The following is a 24,873-nucleotide window of genomic DNA, read 5'->3' as shown; positions in this document are numbered from 1 at the left end:
TCATTATTTAAAAGTTATATTTTACGAATGCCCCGATATTTTCAAGGGTCTTTTTTGCATTATTGAACTGGTCAAAATTAGAAGCCACTCCATACATCATTTTATCCTGCTTTACCCCCAACCGGATAAATTGTAACCCTCTTGGATATCCGCCATCATCGAGATTTCCGATAGCCAGCACACTGAAATATCCCTGCAGGTTTTCCTTGAGATAAGGGGTATATTCAAAAGAAATAGATTGTTCCAGTGTAAATCCTTTCTGGTAGGTGGTCCCGATAGAATAGGAAAGAGAATAGGAGGGTTTTGCAATTCGGTACTGTACATAGGCGCTGAAAAATGCTCCGGGATTTTTCATTCCAAATGCAGCATTTACACTAAATTTCTTATTAAGATGGTAGGCAAGGGTATTTCTGATGAAGAATATATTCTCTTTATCCTTGGTATATTCAGTATCAAATAAAGTAAGGTTGTTGAGCTTCAGCCGATCATTAAAATAATAATTGACATTATGCATATACGTATAGGAACGATGCCCTGCAACAAGATCCGGGGTATAGGTAAGCTTCTGTGCATTCAGGCTCAGATAAGCTGATGCAAGCGTTGTTATAGCGATGATTTTAGCCTTCATATTTCACTCATTAAATTCTGTGAGCAAAATTATTCAGGCCGAAACGGAATAAACTTAAGAAATCTTAAGAAACGTCTGACAGGTGCTTTTTTCTCAGGTAGCTAAGGTATTCTACTGTAATTCCAAGATAAGAAGCAATCATGTACTGCGGAAAACGTTGCTCGATATTACGGTAGGCGGTTACAAAATTTCTGTATTTTGTATAGGCATCCACTCTTGAATGTTCAAACGTTCTTTCCTGTAAAGTAACATAGGCGGACTGCATTTTTAGTCGCCAGAATTCTGATATGGCAGGTACTTCTTTATACAACAATTCCAGATTTGTTTTACTGATCTGGACTATGATAGTATCTTCATTCGCCTGAATAAACATTCTTGAGGGAAGTTCACTCAGATAGCTGTATAAGTCATTAACCCACCAGTTTTCAATGCCTAGCTGGGTTATGTTTTCCTTACCTTTTTCGTCTATATGATAGGCATACAGACTTCCCTGAGCAATGAAACGCATATGTCTCGATATTTGCCCCTCACGAAGCAGATAATCTTTCTTTTTAAGCTGAATAAACTCTAATTTTTGAATGACAAGTTCAATCTCTGTGCTTTTTAAAGGAACAATTTCTTGAAAATGCCCTGTCAGTTGTGAAATAATGATATCCGTATCCATGAGAATTGCTTGGGGTTTTGTCCGTAAAGGACAGGAAACAAATGTAAGCAAATAATAAAAAATACCTAAGAATGTACCTTGGATTAGGGAATTTTCATCTGTTTATTGCTTTAGTAGTGTATTTTATATCATTTTTTAAAGAATGACGGATTAGAACCTAATGTATTATTTGTAGTTTTGTGATAATCAAAATAGAAATATGGCATTAATAAATGATTTAGGTAAAATTATTGTTTTCTTGTTTTTGCTATTGATTGTTTTTCTGATTACAGTAAGGCCTAAGAGAAAATTACCCAATTATTTGTTTGCTGCATTTCTTTTGATTTCCGTGGTAGATCTTTCAGGTTTTTTTCTGAGCACGCCGGACCATGAACTTATTAAAGCATTTAAACTATCCAGTATCCTGCTTCAGATGCCTTTGTACTATCTGTACGTTAATGCAGCCTGTTATTATAACTTTACACTCAATAAAAATCAGCTTTTGCATGGAGTACCATTTGTATTCTTTTTCGGTTTATTGAGCATCGTGGGAGTTTCAGAACAAAATCAAAAGATATTTGATATTGTTTCTGTCATTCAGTATTACTATTATATTATTGCTGTATTCTGGGCATTGAGAACTTTTAGAAAGATATACCAGGAGAATTATTCAAGTAATCATCATCTTACCTATAAATGGTTGTTTCAAACCACTGTTCTTTTTTTAATTGGAAACATTTTCGTACTGATCAGAGGGTTTGTAAAAGATAATACAGCCATTTTTCTTGGACTTTATACATTTTCCTCATTGTTTGTTTTATTTGTTGTCAGCTGGTTTGTACTGAATGCCTTATACCGACCAAGCTTATTTTCAGGGATTGATAAAGATCTGGTTCCTGTAAAAACTGAAAAAGAATCTAAGGAAGAACCGGAACAGCTTAAAATTCTTCTAAAGTTTATGGATATGGAAAAACCCTATCTAGATGATAAGTTAACCTTACAGAAATTAGCCGAGCAGATGAGTATGCCGGAAAAGCAGCTTTCAATGCTTATCAATCAACATACCGGTAAACATTTTTTCGATTTTATTAATGAGTTTAGAATTCATTATGCAAAGGAACTGCTTAAGGATCAACCGCAGCTGACTGTACAGGAAGTCTTGTATGAAGTGGGATTTAATTCTAAATCTTCATTTTATACAGCCTTTAAAAAAGAAACAGGTATTACTCCTACAGATTACAGAAAATCAATTGTTTAAATAGTGTCCGATTTTAAGTCGGACTAATTTTTTATGATTAAAGAGTCCGATTTCCGATAGTCGGATGTTTATCCTGTGATAAAATTTCAGCTTTGCTTCATTATTAAAAATCAAACATAATGAAAGCATTAATCAAAACTATTTTACTTCTGTTTTCCGTTCTGTCTATTGAAATTTATTTTGGACAATCTCATCACAAAGATGAACTCCGGAAAGCAGATTCAATCATTAACCATTATTCTCAGCCAGATGCTCCCGGGATGGCTATCGGAATTATAAGAGACGGAAAAGTCACTTATAAAAAAACATATGGGCTGGCAAATCTTGAAGACCGGATTTCTGTAACAGATTCTACAGCTTTTGATATTGCATCAGTCTCCAAACAATTTACGGCCTTTATAGCTCTTATGGCAGAACAAGACGGAAAACTTTCATTGAATGATGATATCAGAACCTATTTGCCGGAGTTGAAGCATTTACCCTATACAATCACTATCAGACAATTGGCCAATCATACTCATGGCTTACCCGATTTTACAAATATCAAAAGACTGCAGGGATTTGGAATGGAGTCTCAGATAACCAATACTGAAGCTGTAAATACCGTTTTGGCCATTAAAAGTATAAATTTTATCTCCGGCGAACAATACAAATATAATAATACAGGCTTTATACTTCTTGCCGAAATTCTTCACAGAATATACAAGAAAGATTTTGCTGACCTAATCAGAGAATATATCTTCAATCCTCTTCATATGAACCATACGAATGCCGTGAATAATCCCGAAATAATTATTCCCAATAAGGCAGAGTCATACAAAGAAAACAAGGGACATTTTATCAAAAAACCCTTGGGGCAAATGGAGAATGGCTCTTCCAATATTTTTACGACTTTGAATGATCTTTGCAGATGGGCTGTCAACTTTCAGAATCCAACAGTGGGAAGTCGTGAAATTTATCAAAAAATGCAGCAAAATACCTATCTGAGTACAGGTGAAAAGATAGAATACGGCCTTGGCCTGCAAACCGGAAAATATAAAGGATTGGATATTGTTTTTCATGGTGGAGGTACTGCCGGTTACAGAGCGTATATACTCCATGTTCCGGCTTATCATTTATCAATTGTATTGATGAGTAATAAAGGTAATTTTGACGGATTGCTTATAGCTTATAAACTGATTGATGTATTCTTGGAAGATCATGAAGTTTTACCAGCTTTACCCAAAAAAACAACCTATACCTCTACAGAACTTAAACAGTTTGAGGGAACCTATGAAATAGATCCCGGAAATTATATGGAAATAACTACAGATGGTAAAAAGCTATATGCATGGGGAAGTAAGACCCCTTTGGAATCTATAGGAGACCATAAGTTTAGCATTCCTTTTATTCCAACCGCTTATATTACTTTTCATACAGGAAAGCTCATATTCAGCATTGGCGATTTTGTATTTACCTGCAAAAAAGAAATATTGAATCCACCGGATGAAAGTAAAATGGATCTTCATCAGTTTATTGGCTACTACAAGAACGAAGAGTTCAATACAATCTATGAGTTAATTATTAAGGATAATAAGTTGGTTGCAAGGCATGCTATTAATCCTGAGGTCATCTTACATCCCTTAAGCCTGAAAAGCTTTTATTCCCGGGAACCATTTTTGGGGCGCATTCATTTTGAATATGATAAAAATAATAAGATGAAAGGATTTATATTATCAGGAGCCAATATGTTCAACATACAGTTTAAGAAAATAAAATGATGATATTTTAAGCCGAATATCTGAAAAAGTTGTATCTTATTCTTTGTAAAATAATATTTCAACAAAGTTGGAATACTATTTGTAATGCAATATGAAAATGACAAATGAATAAAATTTTAACAATAATTATCAGTAAATAATTAAAAATCATGTTCCTGTCTCAATAAAGTGGTTTATTTTATTAAAGTAACTCTCTTTATTCAGTACAATAAAAAATTGTCCCATAAATTTTAAACATATGAAAAACGCAAAACTATTAATTACAGCAATTACAGTTGTAATGTTCGCTTCAAGTGCTTCTGCACAACTTGTTCCAAAAGGAGCCGGTTCCGACAAAGATAAACATGGATGCAAAGGATCTGCAGGATATACTTTCTCTGTGATAAAAAACGACTGTGTGAGGCTTTTTGATGAAAAAATTCTTTTGAAAGAAGTAGATACTAAAAAATCATACACCTCTCAAGCTGCCATCATTCTTAGCCAGGACGAGCAACAGGCAGAGTTGTTTTTGCCGTCTTCACACGGAAGTCTGATACTTGACAAAGTAGAATCTAAAAAGGCTGTTGTTTATAAAAAAGGACAATATACTTTAACGAAAGGCAAAAAAAATAGCTATGTATTGAAACTTGCGAATAAAACAGTATTCAAGAGTTAAGAATACCATCAAAAATGAGCGCATTTTGTTTCATATTTGTGCTGAGAAGCTGCTTCAAAACCGAGGCAGCTTTTTTGTTTTTTATTCAGAATTTCTGATGACTTTTTATAACACGGAAAACCACAGATTATCATGATAATCTGTGGTTTTCAATAACTAAGAACTATTAAACTATGATTCTGTTTTCAGGTAGCCATAATGTAAAGACGGATCCTTACCAAAAAGGCATGAGAAAATGTTTTGAAATTCATGGATGTACCTGCATTTGATAGCATTTCCATAAATTTTCAATCCCTCCAGTATTTTTCTGGAACTCAGGTCAATATCATACTTTATAAAGGCTTCAGGCCTTTCGTATCGGATGCTTTGATCTGAACTGAATGTTCTTGAAAAGCCCAGTCTCTCCAGCCATTCTTCTGTTATCTTAATAGGCGTAATGGAATCTGCAGGAACCGAAATACGTTGAATATCATTTTCTATATGAACAAAATACTCCTTTTCTACACTCTGAAAAATTTCAGTGATCGTATAAATCTGATTTTTGTACTCGACTAAGTTTTTGATTTTAAGATCTGCTACATTCATAATATTTTGATTTTTTGTGATGATAATGGTATAGGATATAACTATCAAATATTATGCCCTGCATTGTATTATAATGCGGTGTTTTAGTGAAGATTAGGTTAAATTTTTCCTTAAAAAATTAATATTATGTTAAAATAACAAAATTGTAAATCGTTTTAAAGAAATTGAATGCAGCAAGTAATGGATCAGTGATTTTTTTTCTCCTTTGAAGACTTATTGGCTGTGGCCAAAAGAAGAGCAATAACAATAGAAATGATAAGAAATGCAATGAAAACATTCCAGGAATAGGAGTGGAGAAGGTATCCCGTGCCACTTCCCAAAATACTTGACCCGAAATAATAGAACAGCCAATAGATGGAGGTAGCGGAGGACTTTCCTCGTTTCGCATAAAGTGCAGTCATCTGGCTGGCCATAGTGTGAGAGGCAAAAAAGGAAAGTGTAAAAAGAGCAAGCCCAAAAATGAGAATATAAATATTTTCCGATAGAAGCAATAATGCTCCAACAATCATGAACAGGATAGAAACCTTTAAAATATTATTGGGTGGAAATCTTTTGGATAAGCGACCAACAATCATGGTTCCAAACACTCCGAAAACATACATTAGGAATATAAATGCGATGATAAAATGACTCAAAGAAAAAGGAGCTGCCTCTAATCTGAAAGTCAGATAGTTGTATACACTCACAAAAACACCCATTACCAAAGCGGCAATGAAATATAACCGAAGCATATAAGGATTGGTCAGAAAAAACTTCATCTGCTTCATTTTGAGATGATAATCTGTTTTCTGAGGATTGAAAAATTTTGATTCCGGAAACAGTTTCCAAAATATAATACCCAGAATTAAACTTTCTATTCCAATCACCAAAACAGCATTGCGCCATCCAAATTCTCCTGCTACAAGAGTTGCCAGGATTCTTCCGCTCATCCCGCCAATTGTATTTCCACTCAGGTACATGCTGATAGCTGCACCTATTACAGCAGCATTTACTTCTTCAGTAAGATAGGCGAGTGCAACCGCTGAGACACCCGAAACCACAAATCCTTTAAAGATCCCAATGGCAATCAAAAGGCTAAGGCTGGGAATCCATGTCGAAATGATGGTCAATAAGGCTGATGAAATCAGGGAGAAAGCCATCAGTCCCTTTCTGGAATAGCTGTCGGCTTTAAAGGCAAAAAATAACAGACCCAGGGCCATTCCTATGGTAGATGATGACACTAGCAGGGAAGTATCTCCCACAGATACTTTGAAGTGTTCTGCTGCCATGGGAAGCATCGGCTGAAAAAGATAGAGCTGCGCAAATACGGAAAGTCCGGAAAAAAAAATGCAAAGTTTTATAAATCGGAAACGTTGGCTTCCCTGATCAGCTTTTTCAAATAGATTCATGATTTCTTGCCGTTAAAATGCAATGGGTTCATAGAAATAAGGTATTGTAAAGTTCCTGATTATTTTTTAAATGTAAAAATCATTATTTCAATAATTTTTATTGGTAAAACAAATCGAAGTATTTACATATTACTGATGTATTCTGATGGAGTGACCCCTTCCATCTGCTTAAATACACGGTTAAATGTAGATTGGTTTGAGAAGCCTGCTTCTGTATAAATATACATAAGAGTTATCTTTTCAATATCATTTTCGCTAAGCAAGTTTTTTACACATTCTATTCTGTGTATATTCAGGTAGTTATTAAAATTGGGATATCCTTTATATCGAATAGATTTGGATATATAGCTGCTGTTGATATCCATTTCTGTAGAAAGCTTTGAAATATTAAAATTAACGTCCTTATACAGTTGTTTTTCTTTCATTACAGATTCTACTTTTTCAAATAATTCTTCTGCAAAAAATGGAATTTTTTCTGTTGTAGTTCCCGACTGTATTTCTGGAGATAATTTTTCTTCTTGAATTTCATTATAAATTTCAACTCTTCTTATTTTATCCTTAAAGTAGATGAGAAGCGAGATTACTGCTACATTGGCTGTAACGAGAACAATATCTGTTAATCTCACATCTTCAGGACTATGTTTTTGGAAATTAAAAGAAAAGTTTTTGGAAATGATAAATCCCGCTGCTATGTTGAGTAGAACAAATAGCCCATAGATAAAGACATATTTTCTGGAAAAAAAAACATAGGCAGCCAAGGGAATAGGAATAAGCCATACAAAACTTGCTACCGAATTATTCCAAAAAACCAACATGATATAAAAATTGTAAAGCGTGGCAATAATAATGTAGGAGTGAACTAATACATTCACTGAGTAGCTTTTGCGAACAATCAAATAAGTGTAAATAAGTAAAAAGAGTCCTCCATAAAGATACCAAGACATCATTTTATCAGGAATGATAAAGGTAAATATCAAAGCAAATACGGCAAGAATGATCCACATCAGAACATTGTAGTAGTAAATCAGCTCTCTCTTGTATTGTTCAATTTGTTCAATTTTTGTAGTGCTCATTTATGGTTTGAGATAATTTATTTTTTTCAACAAACTTTTTTTCAGTCAAATATTAAAAATGACTGGCTTAAATTTTTGATATTCAGTATTTTGTGTTTTGTTGTAGCCGTTTCCGGTTTTTCATTGATTATTTATAAAATTGATTTATCAGTGAAGATAACTTTGCATCAGTATAACCGAATCAAACTAGCTGTTCATCTGAAAAATTAATCTACGTGATTGTATATACTTAGTCTATAAATCAAATAATTGTTTTAACAAATATAACTAAAATGAAGAAAATAAAATTATCTCTTTGTAGTATGATGTTGTGCTTATCTGTAAATGCTTTTTCTCAAGTTGGTATAAATACAGATTCTCCCAAAGTTACACTGGATATTGTAGGTAAGCCCGATATAAAGACGGTGCCAGATGGTGTAATGGCTCCAAAATTGACGGGAAATCAGCTTAAGGATAAAGATGCAGTATATCTTAATGCACATGCCGGGACATTGGTTTATGTGACTGAAGCAGTAACGGTACCATCGGTTAAAACTGCAAAAGTAGATAAGCCGGGATATTATATGTTTAATGGAGAAATTTGGAAGTTTTCTTTTGGAGGAAATGATGATGATATTTCAATCGGAGAATTAATTTATTATCATGGAAGTATACCTGCGGGAACTTCAGGGGCGAATATTCTTGCAAGTACCTATCTTTCTGATCTCCCTATTCTGGGAGGAGTTTTGAGGCTTGATGCTCAGTTTGATGGAAACTCGGCAGGAACAGGGGCTTCTACTACCTTTAATCCCAGACTTTATAATGTAGGATCGGCTGATATAAAGATTTGGGTTTCAGAAATGTCTACCCATACTGGTGATTCTGATAATGGAAATATTAAACTGTCACCCGGAGCTTTCAGACAGTTTGATGATGGTGTTTACCTGACTCAAACGCATAATGAAACCGTAACATTTGATATTACCATGCAGCAACCGGAGCCAAGATGGTATAGAGTATATTATGCATTTCGTGTAGATAATAAATCTATGACCGGAAGCAGTAATGCCTCCACTACGGACTCAAGTACTGCCGATAATACAAGAGAGCTGTTTCTTTCCGTACAAAGGCTATATTAATGAAGTTTCTTTACTTACAACCTAACTTTTCTGCTTCTAAAAACAAATGATGAAAAAAATAATTCAAGGGATCAATGAATAGGTTCATTTATTGGAGCCCAGTTAAAGTTGTGTTTTCTCTGGACCGGAATTTTGTGAATTTTCCGGTCCTCATTTTAGTAAAATATTTATTGAATTAAATGAAAGCATGGTTGAAGAATCATCAATGCATCATTTCATACACTTTAATCAATTCTGCAATATTTCCTACATCCAGTTTTTGGAATATCCTCTTTTTATAAGTGCTTACGGTAGACATTTGAATGTTAAGACGATTAGCGATTTCCAGATTTCCATTTCCGTCTGCCAAAAGCTTAAAAATCTCGTATTCACGGGAAGAAAGTTTTTCAGCAGGATTATCTCTTTTATTCTGAATGATAAGCCCGATTAATTCAGCAGGATAGAAATAACCTTTTTCAAGCACTGTTCTTACAGCATTCTTGATTTCTTCTTCACTGCTTTGCTTATTTAGGTATCCCTCGGCTCCCTCTCTGATATATTGGATGGCAACATCTTTATCATACCCCGAAAATACAAGGATTTTTATGTTTTTCTGAATGTCTTTAAGCTCTGAAACCATTTTTTTATATTGTGTTCCGGGCATATCAATATCCAGAATAATAAGATCATATTGCTGGGTTACCAACATCTTTTTTACCTGTTCATAGTTTTCTGCAAAGTCTATATTCATGGTAGGAAAAGCAGTTTCCAAAACCAGTGCTGTTCCTGCTCTGACAACATAGTGATCATCAGCAATTAAAATTCTCTCATTCATATAAATTAGTTTTTATTGAGCATTATTTCTACAACAATTCCCTTGGGTTGATTCTGTCTAAAGTTGATTTCAGCATTAATTTTTTTAACTAAATGAATCACCATATGCAATCCTAATCCTTTTCCCTTAAAGCTAGGAGTCTCCAATTTAGGATTTTTAAAAAGATTCATGTACACGGTTATTTGTTCTGCAGACATTCCTGCTCCTGTATCTGCAATTGTGATGGTAGATTTTTGTTTGTTTTCTGTAATATTCAGGGTTATTTGTCCATCAAACGTATTCTTTACAGCATTGTCAAGAATATTGTGAATAATAGCCATTAAAATGCTTTCATTTACATGAGAATAAACCTTGGTTTCAACAACGCTAATTATCATAGTACCCCTTTCTTTGGCGATCTCCCAGAATAGATTTTTCTTGGTCTCCAAAATCCTGTTAATAGGATATTCTTTTTCCTCAAAGATATTTTCAGCTTTATAAAGTTCAGTATATTCTTTTAAATTTAAGGTAAACTGATAAAGCTGTTCCGAAGATTTATAAATACTGTCAAAATACTTTTTCTGCAACTCTACATCATCCGATTCATACAACTTCTGCGAAAGCATGGCAATAAACCTGATGGGAGTGGTGATATCATGGCTGATGGTCTCTACCAGTTTTTTTTGATATTCAGTTTCCTTTTGCAGATCACTTTTTACCCCTTCAAGAGTAAGTGCTCTTTCTTTCAACTCAGAATTCTTGTTGTGAACAATCTGCTTTAATGCCTTATTTTTTATTCTTAAAAAGTTAGTTGTTAACTGAACAATTATAGTAATGATAATCAAGATAATAATAGAAGCAGATACTCTGAAGAGAAGGGTTTGAAAAAAAAATGGCTGAATCTTAAACTGAATATTTTTTTCTTCATATTTCCCATCCGGAGAGATCAACATTCTTACACTGAGCGTATATTCACCCGGAGATAGGTTGCTGATGGTGTATTTCAGCTCCTTTCCTGTGGTAATTTGCTCCCATGGAGTATTTTCCGCACCCGATATTTTCGCCTCTATGTAAAGGTTTTCCAGATTGGAGAAGTAAGGAATATCAATGAAGATATCGGCTGTTTTATAATCTTTTTTTAAATCAAGAAGATGATGGAAATATTGAGGTTCAGAATTTCCAATTTTTACCCTTTCAACATAAATTTTATTTTTGTCGGGATAATAAGTCTTGATACTGTCCGGATTGAAAAATACAAACCCATCCATAGAAGGAAATACAAAATCGCCATTCTCCAGTGCGTAGGCATTAGGCTGTGAACTCCCATTGAACTCATTGGTTAAGAACCCATCTTTTTTGGTGAAACGATAATAAAAAACAGGACTTTTTTGGTCTTCTGCGTATTGTAAAAGTTGTTTTTTAGGTACCTTAAACAATCCATTATTAGAAGAGATCCAATAAAAGCCTTTTCGATCTTCAAGAATATAATGTGCCGCTTGAAGATATCCATTCCTGTCATTGGGCATTTTAATAAGCCTTCGATTTCTGAAAAGGTAAAAACCATTCTTATTGGTCATAATCCAGATAAGATTATCCTTTGTTTTGATAATACTTTTAACATGGATATTTTTCAGAATAGGAGTAATCTTTTCGATGCCCGGGGTAATAGAGTACAATCCATCGCTGTTGCCCACCAAGACCTCATTCTTGCTGTATTGAGCAAAAGTATTGACAAAACTATTAAAATGATATACGAAATCCGGCTTCGAAAATATGTCTTTTGAAGAGAGATGGAGCTGACTTTTAGAAAAATCTGAATAGGAAGAACCGTACAGATTTTCACTTTTCAAAAACATCTCAAACCCTTGTTTTATGAAAGTAGAATCTTTTCTCTTATACCCGGAATCCTTATAAAAACGAATAATGCTGTTTCTTTTTCGGATCAGAATATTTCCGGATTTGTCATACATCATAAGATAATTATCATTGTTTCCAAAAGGATATTTATTGACAATTCCATGTTTTCCAAATACTGTTCCGTCTTCTGCAATGATCGTATTTTTGCTGAATGGGAGGGAAGCATAATAAACATTGTTGGAAAAATCAGCCTCCTTTCTGGCAGCATAGAAATCTGAAAGTCTAAGAACATTCAGTCCATTATTCAGGGTTCCAAGATAAAGCTTATTAAAATCCTTATCATAGAACATTGAGTAATAGGAATGACTACCTATCTCATTATATTTTACAAGGAATTTCAGTTTAATTTCACGTCCTTTTCCCTCGACTAGGTAAATATTATTGTGATTGATGATAAAGGTCTGATTAGTGATCTGCTGCCAGTAAACCTTTGTATTTGGATCATTAAAAAGACTTTCCTTTTCATGAACAAAAAGACTTCCCTGATCAATAGAATAAGTTTTTCTGGTTTTGAAATTATTAATAAAAAGAACCTCATTAAATACAAAAATATTGTTCAGATCCTTGTTGGAAAATGGAAGAGCTATTTTTGTTTCTTTCCCGCTGTTATCCCTATAGACAATCGTATTTTTGGTCGTAAAGTTGTATGTTGAATTTTTGAGCTGTATAAAATAGTGAATGTCATTATAAAAATTAGACGCGATAATATTATTGGCAACCCTGTTGATAAACGTTTCTCCCTTTAGAAAACCTTTTTTATCACTATTATTGAGATGGGTGACCTTAGGAAATCTATTCTTTATAATAATCTTGTTTTCCTGAAAATTATTGAGAACCGTAATACTGTCCAAAAGCGGATCTCCAATGAATTCTCCAAAGTGCAGATTGTTGATTTTGAAATTATTAAAAGTAATAAAAGAGCTGCCATCATATCGCACAAGTCCATTTTCTGTAGAAATCCATATGAAACCATATTTATCCTTAACAATGGCCTTTGCACTGCTTTGTGGAAGTCCGTTGTCAATATTGTACCATGTTGAAGTATGGCGCTGTCCGTAAATGTTGAAATATAAGCAAGTAAAAAACAATGCCCAGACTCTCATGTGTGCACAACTGATCTATGTTCTATGCATTAATGCATAAAACGGTTAATAATAGTTTTTGTACAAGTCGAAGTTTTTTTAATGGGTAGGAACGATTGAGAATAAATTTTTATCATTAATTTTTTTAGCCGTTTGTGTGGTATGTGTTAAACAGATTTGTTTGATGCGGTAAAAATAATGAAATTATACAGATAAATCAGTATTTTTTAATGGGTAATAATATGAGTTTTGTGTGTATTTATTGATAACAGAGCAGATATTTATCGGTTTGTTTGTAGTAATAATTCTACAGGTGGTGAGAATTAATTTCATTTAAACCCATATGCTATAAAAATCATGATTTTAATTTGTCATTTTTTTAAGCTTTCCGGGTAGAAAATAGGGCGATTTCAAAGAATATTTGAGCCCTTAAATGAAGGGTTATGTAAAATTATCTGCTTAAATCGACTGAATGTCAAGTGAATGGCTGTCGCGTATTTAGTTTGTTTTTATCTTTTTTTTAGATTTTTATTTAGTTTTTTCTTTTTGTAGTAAAAGTTTTACAACGATACTGTGTTAATTCTACGCGTTTTTTTTGATCAGCCCTAATGGCTTTCCTACTTTTGCAAACGGTTCTCACAAAGATGAAAAAGGCTTCTATTAATCAAAATGATTCTAAGAACACAAACGGTTTTTACCTCTAAAGTAAAGGGTCTCTTTCAAGAGATCTTTTTTTCTTTTTATGAAGTTTTCTATTTGAATTGAAATTGTTATTTCAAGCCTAAAATATCATCTCTATTTTACAGAAAGAAATCTCCTTGTATTAATTTAATTGTCAGATAAACAGGCTTTTAAATTAAGGGCCGAAAAGTTCACCATATAGTTTTTAATTCTTAAATTTAATTTTATGCTTTAAATCGGCGAAACCCAAAACAGAATGAAAAGAAGTAAAGATATTGTTAATCAGTATTTTGTGTTCTTAGAAAAGCATGTTCAGGATGTAATTTCAGGAAATCTTTCTGAGTTTATGGAGGTGAATGAAATTGCAGGACAGCTAGCCCTTTCTCATAAGCACCTTACCGATACCATCAAAAAAGAAACAGGGCAGCATCCTTGTTATTTTTATGATGAAAAAATCATTCAGGAATCAAAAAAAATGCTTGCCAATTCAGATAAATCAATAGCAGAAATCGCGCGTATTTTCACTTATGATCCCTCTAATTTTTCTAAATTTTTTAAAAAAATGACCGGGCTTACTCCGGGTAAGTTCAGGGAATCTAAGCAAACTTAACTTTTCGAATGGGCCACGCTTTGGCTTCCCTAATACAATCTTTTTGGATGGTCTTGTTCTCCTTTATGGGATTTAAGTATGTTAAAATTTAACCTAAAATAGGGTTTTTATGAAATAGAAGCCTGAAAATGAAAAAAAATAATCTTTTATAAATGAGGTGGTTGTGAAAAATAAAGATCTTTTTTTATTATTTCTTTAGTAATATTACTTTATTGATTACTTTTTTTTACTAATTTTCCATTACTAAAAACTAATCAATTCAATATAAAATATGTTTAAAGTTGCATTTATATAATGAAGGAATTTGGTTTACAGAAAATTTTAAGCCTTTAATAATATTTAATCTTTTATGTGAATCAAAGCCCTTTAAATAGTCATATATTTGTTTCTTAGAACCACAATAAACAAGATTAAGGATGAACATCAATTTCACAACAGCAACTATTAAAGACTTTGAGAATATACCAGATAATGATATGGCTCAAAGGGCTGAAATATTTTATGAATACCTAGACTTTGTGAAGTCTAACGGGCATATGAATTACAGACTGAAGAATACTTCAGGAACCAATGCAGTATTGAATGTAAATATTGCCAACCAAAATAGAGAATTTGTTAGTTTTGTTTCCAGTGATTATTTAGGATTTACACAGCATCCCAAAGTAAAACAGGCTGCCATTGAAGGAATCGAGAAATATGGTACTGGGACGGGAGCAACCCCTCTTATTGGTGGTTATTTTGATTATCATAATGCTTTAGAAAAGAAAATTTCAAGCTTTTTTAAAAGGACTGAAGATGAAGCTGTAGTATTTACTACCGGATATACTGCTAATAGTGCCTCTTTGCAATGCCTTATGCAGAAAGAAGATCTTGCTATTTTAGATATGGCAGTACATGCAAGTGTGCATGAAGGATGTGCCTTTACCAATAAAAAAACATTTCCACACAATAATTTGGAATCTTTGGAACACATTTTGAAGGTATCTGAAAATCTGTACCGTACGAAACTCGTTATTGTGGATGGAGTGTATTCCCAAGATGGTGATACCTCACATATTAATGAGATCTATAATCTGGTGAAGAAGTATAATGCCTTTCTAATGGTAGACGACGTACATGGTGTCGGTATCCTTGGAGAAACAGGAAGAGGTACTTTGGAACAAGCCGGATTACTTGATAAAGTAGATATCATCACAGGAACATTCAGTAAAACGTTTGGTAATCTGGGTGGATATGTTATTGCCGATAAAAAATTGGCCGCATTTATCAGATTTCAATCCCGTCAGCAGATCTTCTCAGCAACAGCCCCACCATCATCCGCAGGAATTGTTAAAGCCATTGATTTAATAGATGAAGAACCGATCTGGAGAGAAAGACTCTGGAACAATATCAACTATTTCAAAAAAGGACTTGATGATCTGGGACTGGATACAGGAATTACCTGTTCAGCAATTGTTCCTGTGAAAATCGGTGACCCGTATTTGACAGGAGATGTCGGAAAATTATTAATAGAAAAAGGAATTTACACGAATCCTATTCTATATCCGGCAGTGCCAAGAAAAGATGCTCGTATCAGGATGAGTGTAACAGCCAGGCATGAAAAGGAACACCTGGATAAAACGCTTAACGCATTTGATGATATTAATAAAAAATTGCATATTGCAAAAAAATAATAAATTATGCCTAGAAAAGTAGTGCAAGGCCCAATAAGGGACAAAGAAAAAACAAAACAAAAGCTGCTTGCTGCAGTTGGTAAAATTTTAAGAGTAAAAGGTTACTCCGGATTAAAAGTAAGTAAAATAGCAGCAGTTGCAGGGTTTGATAAAAAATTGATTTATGAGTACTTTGGAAGCACTGATAAGCTAATAGATGAATATATTAAGTCTCAGGATTACTGGAGCCAGGTAAATAAAGATGTAGAAATAGATTACTCTGACGGAGGGCATGAGCTTACTAAATTTGTTGTGCTTAACCAGTTTGAGAACCTTAAGAAAAATAAAGAACTTCAGAAGATTATCCTTTGGGAACTTTCAGAAAACAAACCTATTCTTAAAAAGTTGGTAGAACAACGTGAAGAAGTAGGTGAAGTTTTATTTGGAAATATCTCAGATCCGTATTTTGGAGAGGGAGCGGCAACCAGACATAGAGCTATCATGGCACTAATTGTTTCAGGAGCGTATTACCTTAACCTTTATACAGGATATAATGCAAGTGTTTTCTGTGGTATTGACCTGAAAACAGAAGACGGAAGAAAAGAGATTGAACAAGCTATTGTTGAATTGATTGATTTTGCATACAGTAAAAAGAAGTAAAAATTAAAAGTTTTCCAATTTGAGCAGAAATACATTTTTGTTGATATTTGAAAACTTTTAATTTTCAAATTAGAACTATATTTCTTATTTTTGACCAATGGAAAATTTTATAGTATCTGCAAGAAAATATCGTCCTCAAGAGTTTGATACAGTTGTAGGACAATCCCATATTACGGATACTTTAGAACATGCAATTGAAGAAAGTCAACTCGCTCAGGCATTGCTTTTTTGCGGTCCTCGTGGTGTGGGTAAAACTACCTGTGCCAGAATTCTTGCAAGAAAGATCAATGAGAAAGATGGCTCGGTTTCAGAAGATGGCTTTGCTTATAATATCTATGAATTGGATGCTGCATCCAATAACTCTGTAGATGACATCAGAGAACTGATAGATCAGGTTCGCTTTGCGCCTCAGGTTGGTAAATACAAGGTATATATCATTGATGAGGTTCATATGCTGTCTTCTGCCGCTTTCAATGCTTTTCTTAAAACACTTGAAGAGCCGCCAGCTCACGCAATCTTCATTCTGGCCACTACGGAAAAACATAAAATTATTCCAACCATTTTATCTCGTTGTCAGATCTATGACTTCAAGAGAATTACCATTGAAGATATTCAGCAACATCTGAAAGGCATTGCTCAAAAAGAAAATATACAATACGAAGATGACGCTCTGTACCTCATTGCCCAAAAGGCAGATGGTGCACTAAGAGACGCTCTTTCAATCTTCGACAGGCTTTCTACATTCTCTCAGAAAAATATCACCTTGGCAAAAGCCGCAGAAGTCTTGAATATTCTGGACTATGATCAATATCTAAATATTGTGGATCTGGCCAAGGAAAACAAAATTCCCGAAGTACTATCTGCCTTTAATGAGATTGTTAAAAAAGGCTTCGATCCCCATATTTTTGTTGCCGGATTAGGAAATCATTTCAGAGATTTGATGATGGCTCAAAATACTTCTACAATTGACCTCATTGAAGTAGGAGAGAAGACAAAGTCTAAGTTTATAGAACAAGGGCAAAAGTGGGCCGCCCAGCAATTGATTGATGGTATTGAAATCTGCAACCATGCAGATATTAATTATAAGAATTCAAAGAATCCAAGACTTACCGTTGAAATTGCACTGATGCAGCTATCTTCTCTGACAGCTAATTCAGGTGATACTAAAAAAAAAAGTTCTTAATACTAGCTCCGTTTCTCAGTGAGAAGCAGGAAGTAAAAATTCCGGAAGCAGTTCCGGAGAAAAAAGAACCAGTTAAGACAGTACAACCTGTAAAGACAGAAGAGGTTCAGAATACTCCTATAAGTAAAACTACGAAACCTCTATCCAGAGCCGGAATTTCTTCAGGCTTTAGCATTAATTCCTTTTTGAATAAAGAAGAAAAAGTAGAAACAACAGAAAATGTTGTTGTAAAAACTGAAAATCTTCCCCAACACCATTTTACAGATACAGATCTGCAGATGGAATGGAAAATTATGCTTAAGCAGCTGCAGGTAAAAAATAATTTTATTTTTAATGCAGTGAAGACCTTCAAGCTGGAGAAAAAAGAAGAAAATAAGATTAAAGTTTTATTTCCGTCAGATTCTGCCAAAGTAGAATTTGATAAGGTGAGTGGAGAATTTTTTAATCATTTCAGAAAAAAAGTTCAGAACCACGCCATTGAGATAGAATACGAGAGAGACATTGATAATCTGAAGATTGAAGTAGTCACCAAAAGAAAAATATTTGAAAAATTTATAGAAAAAAATCCACTTTTAAGAGATCTTGATGATTTAATGAAGTTTGATTTGACATAATTTTTATATATTTGTCAAAGTTTTCTGTTAAAAATAACTTTTTGACAAAAACAAATTGTAACTAGAAACGCTAAAACAAAGACATTTCCAGAACAAAAATGGAAAAATTATCTAATACATATCTGTCTTTCTTTACACCCGCTAATTATTTTAGCGGTTATTTTAGCTTTTCTGCTTTTTATTATAGAAATTTCAGAACCTATTACCGATTTTACTGGTATTGTTAACTGAATTTCTTTCCAAAAAATACAGGAGAAGTAGAGCCCTATTATTTTCCTGATTCCTTTAAACAATTTTGAACGGCATTTTTTGAAAAGAATTATAAATTAAATTTTATAATCAAAGGGCTATTGCTGTGGACTAAAAAAATATAAAAAAAACAATAAAATTTAGAATATGAATTTAAAAGATTTAAAAAACGAGTGGATCAATGAGCTTACACAACCATTAATGATTGCAGGGCCATGTAGCGCAGAAAGTGAAGCTCAGATGCTTGAAACGGCTAGAAGAATTAAAGAATCCAATGCCAATGTATCTGTTTTCCGTGCAGGAATATGGAAGCCGCGTACCAAACCAAATGGTTTCGAAGGAGTAGGAGTGATCGGTTTGAACTGGCTAAAAAAAGTAAAGGAAGAGTACGGGTTCAAAACGGCTACAGAAGTTGCTAATGCACACCATGTATTTGCTGCTTTAGAAGCTGATGTAGATGTACTTTGGATTGGAGCGCGTTCTACAGTAAACCCATTTACGGTACAGGAAATTGCAATGGCATTAAGAGGTACAAATAAGCCCGTATTTGTTAAAAACCCTGTAAATCCGGATCTTGCATTATGGATTGGTGCCCTTGAAAGACTTTTAGGTCAGGATATTAAAAACCTTGGAGTAATTCACAGAGGTTTCTCAACATACCAGAAAACAAAATACAGAAATAATCCAAACTGGCAGATTGCTCTTGACTTCAAAAGCCAGTTCCCGGATATTCCAATGTTGATTGACCCTTCTCACATTTGTGGAAACAGAACAGGCTTGGCAGACATTACCCAGGAAGCACTTAACGTTGGTTACCAAGGTGCAATTATTGAATCGCACTGTAATCCTGATGAAGCGTGGAGTGATGCTTCTCAGCAGATTACTCCTGAAGTCCTTGCAGAACTTATCGGTAACTTAAAGGTAAGAAACTCTAACCTTGCAGGTTTCGAAGGGGAAATGGGAAGACACAGAACGTTGATTTCTGATCTTGATTTCCAGTTAATCGAGCTTCTTTCTCAAAGAATGAAGATTTCAGAAAAAATTGGTAAGCTTAAACAAGAGAATGATATTGCTATCTTCCAGCCTGAACGTTGGAAAGTAATTACAGAATACGCTACACAAAAAGCGAAAGAAACAGGAATGTCTCAGGAGTTTATTGAGAAAGTCTTCAAAGCCATTCACGAAGAATCAATTGAAGTACAGAATAACATTATGATTGACAAGAAATAACTTGTTATAATAGATAATAGCTAGTAGGGCTTAGGGTATCGGGATTTAGAGCAAACTATTTCCTAACCCTAAGCCCTAATTTCTTATATTTGCACCATATTATTTATGAAAGGAAAAATCATTAAATCTACAGGCAGTTGGTACCAGGTTTTGGAATTGGAAACAAATAAAATTTTCGAGGCCAGAATCAGAGGTAAATTCAAATTGATCAAAACAAGACTTACCAATCCGCTTGCTGTAGGAGATTTTGTTGAGTTTCAGCTGGAACAGGATGATATTGCATGGATCACGAAAATAGAACCACGTCGAAATTACCTGATCAGAAAATCGGTTAACCTTTCAAAAGAAGCACATATCATTGCTTCCAATATAGATCTGGCGTGCTTTATCTTTACCTTGAAGCATCCGGAAACTTCACTAGGATTTCTGGACAGATTTTTAGCTTGTTGTGAAGCCTATAACATTACCCCTCTGATTCTTTTCAATAAGATTGATGTTTTACATGAAGAAGAAATTGAAATTGTAAAAGATGTTGAGTTTATTTACCAGGAAATAGGTTACAACACTCTGGAAATTTCTTCTTATTCAGGATTAAATCTGGATCAGCTTCAGGAGCTTCTTAAAGATAAAACTTCTGTATTCTTTGGACACTCAGGGTGTGGAAAGTCTACATTAGTTAACGCTTTGCAGCCCGGATTAAACCTGAAAACGTCAGAAATTTCAGATACCCATTTGAAAGGAAAACATACCACCACTTTTGCTCAGATGCATTTTTGGCATTTTGGTGGAAACGTTATAGATACTCCCGGAGTTCGGGAATTTGCAATGATTGACATTGAAAAAGAAGAAGTTCAGCACTATTTTCCTGAAATATTCAAGAAAAGAGAAGAGTGTAAATTCCATAACTGTCTTCATATTAATGAGCCGAAATGTGCCGTTATTGATGCCCTTGAAGTAGAAGAAATTCAGCATTCCCGTTATGCTACCTACATCAAACTTATGGATGAGGCAGAGGAAGCTTCCCAAAAGTAATAAGAAAATTTAATATCATATAACACCTCAGATTAATTTTACAATAATCTGAGGTGTTATTCTTTTAGGCTTAAACAAAAAAGCTATTCATATACAGGGATAATTTTTGTGTACAAATTTTGAAAGTGAAAATTGTAAGAAGAGAAACTTAAATAGGACAACGAATTTTTTTAGTAATTGAGTGGATATTTTTATTCTAAAAAAATCACTTTTAAGATAATTCTACTTTTTGTCATGAATATTTTGTCATATAACTCTACTTTTCGATACTCGAATTTTAAGCGGGAAAAAATATTTCAAAAAAAATCGATTATTTCATTGATTGCATAAGAAGCAATAATGTATTAATATACTTTTATAAGGTTTTTAATTTTATCAAATCAGCAATAAAACAGCCTGTTTTTTACAAATAAAAAACCCAGCCGAAGCTGGGTAAAAACTAATAACCATGAAAACTCAAATTAAACATGAGAATCGCAATAGAATAAACAATTACTGTGCCAAAGTTGAGTTCATAATTTCTTAATAAAAGTTATTTTTATGTTAAAAAAAAATTAAAATAAAAATCAAAGATATTTTTTGTAATTTTGCACCATTAAAAAAATATACATTTATGTCTAACATTACATTCACTATGATTAAGCCTGATGCTGTTGCTGACGGACATATCGGTGCAATATTGGGTAAGATTGCTGAAGGAGGTTTTAAAATTAAAGCTTTAAAATTAACTCAGCTTACAGTTGCTGATGCAAAAAAATTCTATGAAGTACACGCTGAAAGACCATTTTATGGTGAGCTAGTAGAATTCATGAGTTCTGGTCCTATCGTAGCTGCGGTTTTAGAAAAAGACAATGCAGTTGAAGATTTCAGAACATTGATTGGTGCTACTAACCCTGCAGAAGCTGCAGAAGGTACAATCAGAAAAATGTTTGCAAGAAGCATCGGAGAAAATGCAGTTCACGGTTCAGATTCTGACGAGAATGCATTAATCGAGGCTCAATTCCATTTTTCAGGAAGAGAGATTTTCTAAGAAAATTACCTTACAAAATAAAAGATCCGGGGATTATTCTTCGGATTTTGTTTTTTATACTTCCTACTCACTATTAAAAACAATGTCCTATTGTCATAATAACTGCCATTTCAACTGCTTTTAGATGGAAGTCGGAACATTTTTCTCAGGAAGATCTGAAAATTAAAATTTACACGAATAAATTGTTGTATTTTAGGCTTGAAATAAATGGAACGTTTATTGCAAATTTTTTATAAAAAAGCGATTATGAAAATTCCAACCTTATTAATGGCCAGTTTATTAGCGGTAGGTGTTTCAGCACAAACTACCCAATCTTCCGGTAAGACGAAAAAACCGGTAAAGAAAGTTAGAAAAGTAGCAGCTTCCGACACAACTAAAAAACCGAAGCCCACTACGCCTCCTAAAGTAATTGTTAAAAAAGATACAGTTCGACATGACCCTCGTAATTGCCCTGCCTGCGGGATGGGATAGGAGATGGGAAAGCCACTGCTAGGATTATCAATGATGGCAGAAGCAGAGTTTGTTTCTGCTGTTTTGCCTTTGCTACAGAGTAATTCTGTTGATGTATTGGAGTGGTCATTTGATACCCTTTATCATACAGAAGAACCGGATTGGCTTGGGGATCTGTTAGATTTTTACTCTGAAAACAACCGCCTGATCGGTCATGGAGTTTATTATTCATTATTTGATGCCAGATGGACAGAACGGCAGAGTATATGGCTGGATAAATTAAAGGAGGAGGTTAAAAAAAGAAAATACAATCATATTACGGAGCATTTCGGCTTCATGAATACTGAGAACTTTCACCAGGGCGTACCATTGCCGGTTTCTTTGCATCCTAAAACACTACAAATAGGAAAGGACAGACTTTTCAGACTTCAGGAAGCATTGGATATTCCTGTGGGGATAGAGAATCTGGCATTTTCATTCTCTGTAGATGATGTAAGAGAGCAGGGTTTGTTTCTGGACAAACTTATTGAAGATACTCATGGATTTCTGATTCTTGATCTTCACAATATCTACTGTCAATCCTGTAATTTTGAAATAGAGATGCAGGAAATTATCAATTCATATCCCTTGGATAAGGTAAAAGAAATTCATCTTTCAGGAGGAAGTTGGCAGGATAGTGTTTATGGAAAAAAGCACATTCGAAGGGATACTCATGATGATATTATTCCCGAGGATATTTTATCTGTACTACCATGGGCTTTATCCCAATGTCATAACCTGGAATATATAATTATAGAAAGACTTGGTCACTCCATTCAGCAAGAAAGTGAAAAGAATGATTTTCTAGAAGATTTTGCTAAGGTTAAAAAGCTTGTTTCGGAATCGGATTGGAAGAATCAACAAGAAGTTCATTGGAATAAAAAGGAAATAAAACTTCCGGAAACTCCATTGGAAGATATGCTTTTACACGAAGAACAAACCTTGCTTACGAGATTGTTGTTTGATAATGCCGATGTGTCATTAATTAAAAATCAAGAATTTCATTATTTTAAAACAAAGAATTGGGACCGTGAAATGATACTGACTGCTCAGAATATCATTAAAAAATGGAATCCTTATTAAAAAAAGCTCTGTAATCTATGATTATCACAAATCAAAATATATGAAAATGATAACGGTATTATTAATTATTACAGCAGTGCTTACTGCTCTTATTGCCGGACTTTTTTATGCCTATTCCTGCTCTGTTGTGCTTGGATTGGGAAAACTTTCTGATCCGGAATATCTGAAAGCAATGCAAAATATTAACCGGGAAATTCTAAATCCTGTGTTTTTTATGAGTTTTATGGGAACAGCAATTCTTCTTCCTGTATCCGCCTTTTTGTTTAGATCTGAACAGCCTGTTTTTATTTTTCTTTTATTGGCAACATTCTCTTACTTGATAGGTGTTTTTGGAGTTACTGTAGTTGGAAATGTACCCATGAATAACCTGCTGGATCAATTTGATATTTCTAATTCTACGACAGATGCCATAAAGCAAATGCGGGATAATTTTGAAAACAGGTGGAATTTTCTGAACAATATAAGAACTGTTTTTTCTGTCATCACAATTGCTCTGGTGGTGTGTGCCTGTATTTGGAATAAGGAAGTATAAAAAACTCTCTATAAGTAAAAATACTCAAACGTAAATACCGTATTTCTACGGATGTTTATCTGATATTTTATTCAGACCTTTGGGTTGTTAGTAAGAAGAAAAATAGACATTTAAAGAATCTTGAAAGAAAATTCATAACCACGACGACTCAAATTCCAGCGAAAAGGCAGCTCTGTAAGAACTGCCTTTTTGTGTATTTAAATCTGGTTGTTTTTAGATTTTCAAAAGCTCAATGGTTCTTTCCGGGCTTTCTGTAGAGAATACTGCATTTCCGGCAACTAGAACATCTGCTCCGGCTTCAAAAAGTTTTGAGGCATTGTCAAGATTTACTCCTCCATCTACTTCAATAAGAGCAGTAGAGTTATTGCTTAAAATCAGATCCTTAGTTTCAGCTATCTTTTTATAAGTATTTTCAATGAATTTCTGTCCTCCAAATCCTGGATTTACACTCATTAATAATACCAAATCCACATCAGCAATGATATCTTCAAGCATTAAAACGGGAGTAGATGGATTTAAAACAACTCCGGCTTTTACTCCTTTGCTTTGAATGTGGTGAATGGTTCTGTGAAGATGTGTACATGCTTCATAATGTACAGAAATCAGATCCGCCCCATGATTGATAAATTCATCAACATATTTTTCAGGTTCTACAATCATTAAGTGTACATCCACGAATTTTTTAGCATGTTGCTGAACAGTTTTCATTACAGGAAAACCAAATGAAATGTTAGGTACAAATCTCCCGTCCATTACATCAATATGGAACCAGTCAGCCTGGGAGTTGTTTAGCATTTCAATGTCTCTTTGCAGATTCCCAAAGTCTGCGGATAAAAGGGATGGAGCAATAAGCTTCGTTTTCATTTTTACTTTATATTAGATATTTAGAGTCAGGAATCAAGATCCGATATATTGAAAAGGTATTTCT

General features: G+C 33.9%; 23 protein-coding genes. 15 read left to right on the top strand and 8 right to left on the bottom strand.

The window, feature by feature from the left end:
* Nucleotides 1–7 precede the first annotated feature (7 nt).
* Together C7D53_RS08825 and C7D53_RS08820 are read right to left on the bottom strand one after the other, a co-directional pair.
* On the bottom strand, nucleotides 8–628 hold the full coding sequence (locus C7D53_RS08825) for a hypothetical protein (protein WP_106916009.1): 621 nt from the start codon (nucleotides 626–628) through the stop codon (nucleotides 8–10).
* A 64-nt stretch (nucleotides 629–692) separates the two neighbouring features.
* Nucleotides 693–1,292 carry a Crp/Fnr family transcriptional regulator gene (locus C7D53_RS08820; RefSeq protein WP_106916008.1) on the bottom strand — a complete coding sequence of 200 codons (600 nt, stop codon included), beginning with the start codon at nucleotides 1,290–1,292 and terminating at the stop codon, nucleotides 693–695.
* A 199-nt stretch (nucleotides 1,293–1,491) separates the two neighbouring features.
* Here C7D53_RS08820 and C7D53_RS08815 point away from each other — a divergent pair, with 199 nt between their 5' ends.
* The 3 genes from C7D53_RS08815 (at nucleotide 1,492) to C7D53_RS08805 (ending at nucleotide 4,944) form a co-directional block, all read left to right on the top strand.
* Nucleotides 1,492–2,529: a helix-turn-helix domain-containing protein gene (locus C7D53_RS08815; RefSeq protein ID WP_106916007.1), complete on the top strand. Its 1,038-nt coding sequence runs from the start codon at nucleotides 1,492–1,494 to the stop codon at nucleotides 2,527–2,529.
* A 119-nt stretch (nucleotides 2,530–2,648) separates the two neighbouring features.
* Entirely contained in the window at nucleotides 2,649–4,289 is a 1,641-nt protein-coding gene (locus tag C7D53_RS08810) for a serine hydrolase domain-containing protein (RefSeq protein ID WP_106916006.1), read from the top strand.
* A 238-nt stretch (nucleotides 4,290–4,527) separates the two neighbouring features.
* Nucleotides 4,528–4,944: a hypothetical protein gene (locus C7D53_RS08805; RefSeq protein WP_185126688.1), complete on the top strand. Its 417-nt coding sequence runs from the start codon at nucleotides 4,528–4,530 to the stop codon at nucleotides 4,942–4,944.
* A gap of 171 nt (nucleotides 4,945–5,115) precedes the next feature.
* Here C7D53_RS08805 and C7D53_RS08800 read toward each other — a convergent pair whose 3' ends face one another.
* The 3 genes from C7D53_RS08800 to C7D53_RS08790 form a co-directional block, all read right to left on the bottom strand.
* The gene (locus C7D53_RS08800; protein WP_106916005.1) at nucleotides 5,116–5,529 is read right to left on the bottom strand and encodes a hypothetical protein; all 414 of its coding nucleotides are present in this window, start codon (nucleotides 5,527–5,529) and stop codon (nucleotides 5,116–5,118) included.
* Nucleotides 5,530–5,714: 185 nt separating this feature from the next.
* On the bottom strand, nucleotides 5,715–6,917 hold the full coding sequence (locus C7D53_RS08795) for an MFS transporter (RefSeq protein WP_106916004.1): 1,203 nt from the start codon (nucleotides 6,915–6,917) through the stop codon (nucleotides 5,715–5,717).
* Between the two features lie 122 nt (nucleotides 6,918–7,039).
* Nucleotides 7,040–7,990 (bottom strand): helix-turn-helix domain-containing protein, encoded by a 951-nt coding sequence (locus tag C7D53_RS08790; protein WP_106916003.1) that lies wholly within the window; start codon nucleotides 7,988–7,990, stop codon nucleotides 7,040–7,042.
* 272 nt (nucleotides 7,991–8,262) lie between these two features.
* On the opposite strand from C7D53_RS08790, the gene C7D53_RS08785 reads away from it, so the two are divergent.
* Nucleotides 8,263–9,108: a hypothetical protein gene (locus C7D53_RS08785; protein WP_162926134.1), complete on the top strand. Its 846-nt coding sequence runs from the start codon at nucleotides 8,263–8,265 to the stop codon at nucleotides 9,106–9,108.
* A 202-nt stretch (nucleotides 9,109–9,310) separates the two neighbouring features.
* Here C7D53_RS08785 and C7D53_RS08780 read toward each other — a convergent pair whose 3' ends face one another.
* Entirely contained in the window at nucleotides 9,311–9,922 is a 612-nt protein-coding gene (locus tag C7D53_RS08780; protein ID WP_106916001.1) for a response regulator transcription factor, read from the bottom strand.
* Nucleotides 9,923–9,927: 5 nt separating this feature from the next.
* Nucleotides 9,928–12,921 (bottom strand): sensor histidine kinase, encoded by a 2,994-nt coding sequence (locus C7D53_RS08775; RefSeq protein ID WP_106916000.1) that lies wholly within the window; start codon nucleotides 12,919–12,921, stop codon nucleotides 9,928–9,930.
* 916 nt (nucleotides 12,922–13,837) lie between these two features.
* Here C7D53_RS08775 and C7D53_RS08770 point away from each other — a divergent pair.
* From C7D53_RS08770 to chrI, 11 genes are all read left to right on the top strand, one after another.
* Nucleotides 13,838–14,191: a helix-turn-helix domain-containing protein gene (locus tag C7D53_RS08770; protein WP_106915999.1), complete on the top strand. Its 354-nt coding sequence runs from the start codon at nucleotides 13,838–13,840 to the stop codon at nucleotides 14,189–14,191.
* Between the two features lie 416 nt (nucleotides 14,192–14,607).
* Nucleotides 14,608–15,864 (top strand): aminotransferase class I/II-fold pyridoxal phosphate-dependent enzyme, encoded by a 1,257-nt coding sequence (locus C7D53_RS08765; protein WP_106915998.1) that lies wholly within the window; start codon nucleotides 14,608–14,610, stop codon nucleotides 15,862–15,864.
* A gap of 6 nt (nucleotides 15,865–15,870) precedes the next feature.
* Nucleotides 15,871–16,503, top strand: coding sequence for a TetR/AcrR family transcriptional regulator (locus C7D53_RS08760; RefSeq protein WP_106915997.1), 633 nt, complete (start codon nucleotides 15,871–15,873; stop codon nucleotides 16,501–16,503).
* Nucleotides 16,504–16,600: 97 nt separating this feature from the next.
* On the top strand, nucleotides 16,601–17,686 hold the full coding sequence (gene dnaX / locus C7D53_RS08755; protein ID WP_106915996.1) for a DNA polymerase III subunit gamma/tau: 1,086 nt from the start codon (nucleotides 16,601–16,603) through the stop codon (nucleotides 17,684–17,686).
* A gap of 185 nt (nucleotides 17,687–17,871) precedes the next feature.
* The gene (locus C7D53_RS08750; RefSeq protein ID WP_228422261.1) at nucleotides 17,872–18,300 is read left to right on the top strand and encodes a hypothetical protein; all 429 of its coding nucleotides are present in this window, start codon (nucleotides 17,872–17,874) and stop codon (nucleotides 18,298–18,300) included.
* Between the two features lie 396 nt (nucleotides 18,301–18,696).
* Nucleotides 18,697–19,779: a chorismate mutase gene (locus tag C7D53_RS08745; protein ID WP_076355791.1), complete on the top strand. Its 1,083-nt coding sequence runs from the start codon at nucleotides 18,697–18,699 to the stop codon at nucleotides 19,777–19,779.
* Nucleotides 19,780–19,884: 105 nt separating this feature from the next.
* Nucleotides 19,885–20,811, top strand: a complete 927-nt coding sequence (gene rsgA / locus C7D53_RS08740) for a ribosome small subunit-dependent GTPase A (RefSeq protein WP_106915995.1) — start codon at nucleotides 19,885–19,887, stop codon at nucleotides 20,809–20,811.
* 613 nt (nucleotides 20,812–21,424) lie between these two features.
* On the top strand, nucleotides 21,425–21,841 hold the full coding sequence (locus tag C7D53_RS08735; protein ID WP_034687444.1) for a nucleoside-diphosphate kinase: 417 nt from the start codon (nucleotides 21,425–21,427) through the stop codon (nucleotides 21,839–21,841).
* Nucleotides 21,842–22,087: 246 nt separating this feature from the next.
* A complete protein-coding gene (gene chrA / locus C7D53_RS08730) occupies nucleotides 22,088–22,312 on the top strand; it encodes an MNIO class RiPP chryseobasin precursor ChrA (RefSeq protein ID WP_162926133.1) in 225 nt (74 codons plus the stop codon).
* 3 nt (nucleotides 22,313–22,315) lie between these two features.
* Nucleotides 22,316–23,413 (top strand): MNIO family chryseobactin maturase, encoded by a 1,098-nt coding sequence (gene chrH, locus C7D53_RS08725; protein WP_106915993.1) that lies wholly within the window; start codon nucleotides 22,316–22,318, stop codon nucleotides 23,411–23,413.
* Nucleotides 23,414–23,459: 46 nt separating this feature from the next.
* Entirely contained in the window at nucleotides 23,460–23,945 is a 486-nt protein-coding gene (gene chrI, locus C7D53_RS08720) for a chryseobasin maturation helper ChrI (protein ID WP_228422259.1), read from the top strand.
* A 213-nt stretch (nucleotides 23,946–24,158) separates the two neighbouring features.
* On the opposite strand, the gene rpe is transcribed toward chrI, so the two are convergent.
* Nucleotides 24,159–24,809, bottom strand: a complete 651-nt coding sequence (rpe, locus tag C7D53_RS08715) for a ribulose-phosphate 3-epimerase (protein WP_106915991.1) — start codon at nucleotides 24,807–24,809, stop codon at nucleotides 24,159–24,161.
* Nucleotides 24,810–24,873: the final 64 nt, after the last annotated feature.

The organism is Chryseobacterium aurantiacum, assembly GCF_003020585.1.
Lineage (GTDB): Bacteria > Bacteroidota > Bacteroidia > Flavobacteriales > Weeksellaceae > Chryseobacterium > Chryseobacterium aurantiacum.
Note: the sequence above shows the minus strand (reverse complement) of the source record. Positions and strands in the feature narration are given on the sequence as shown.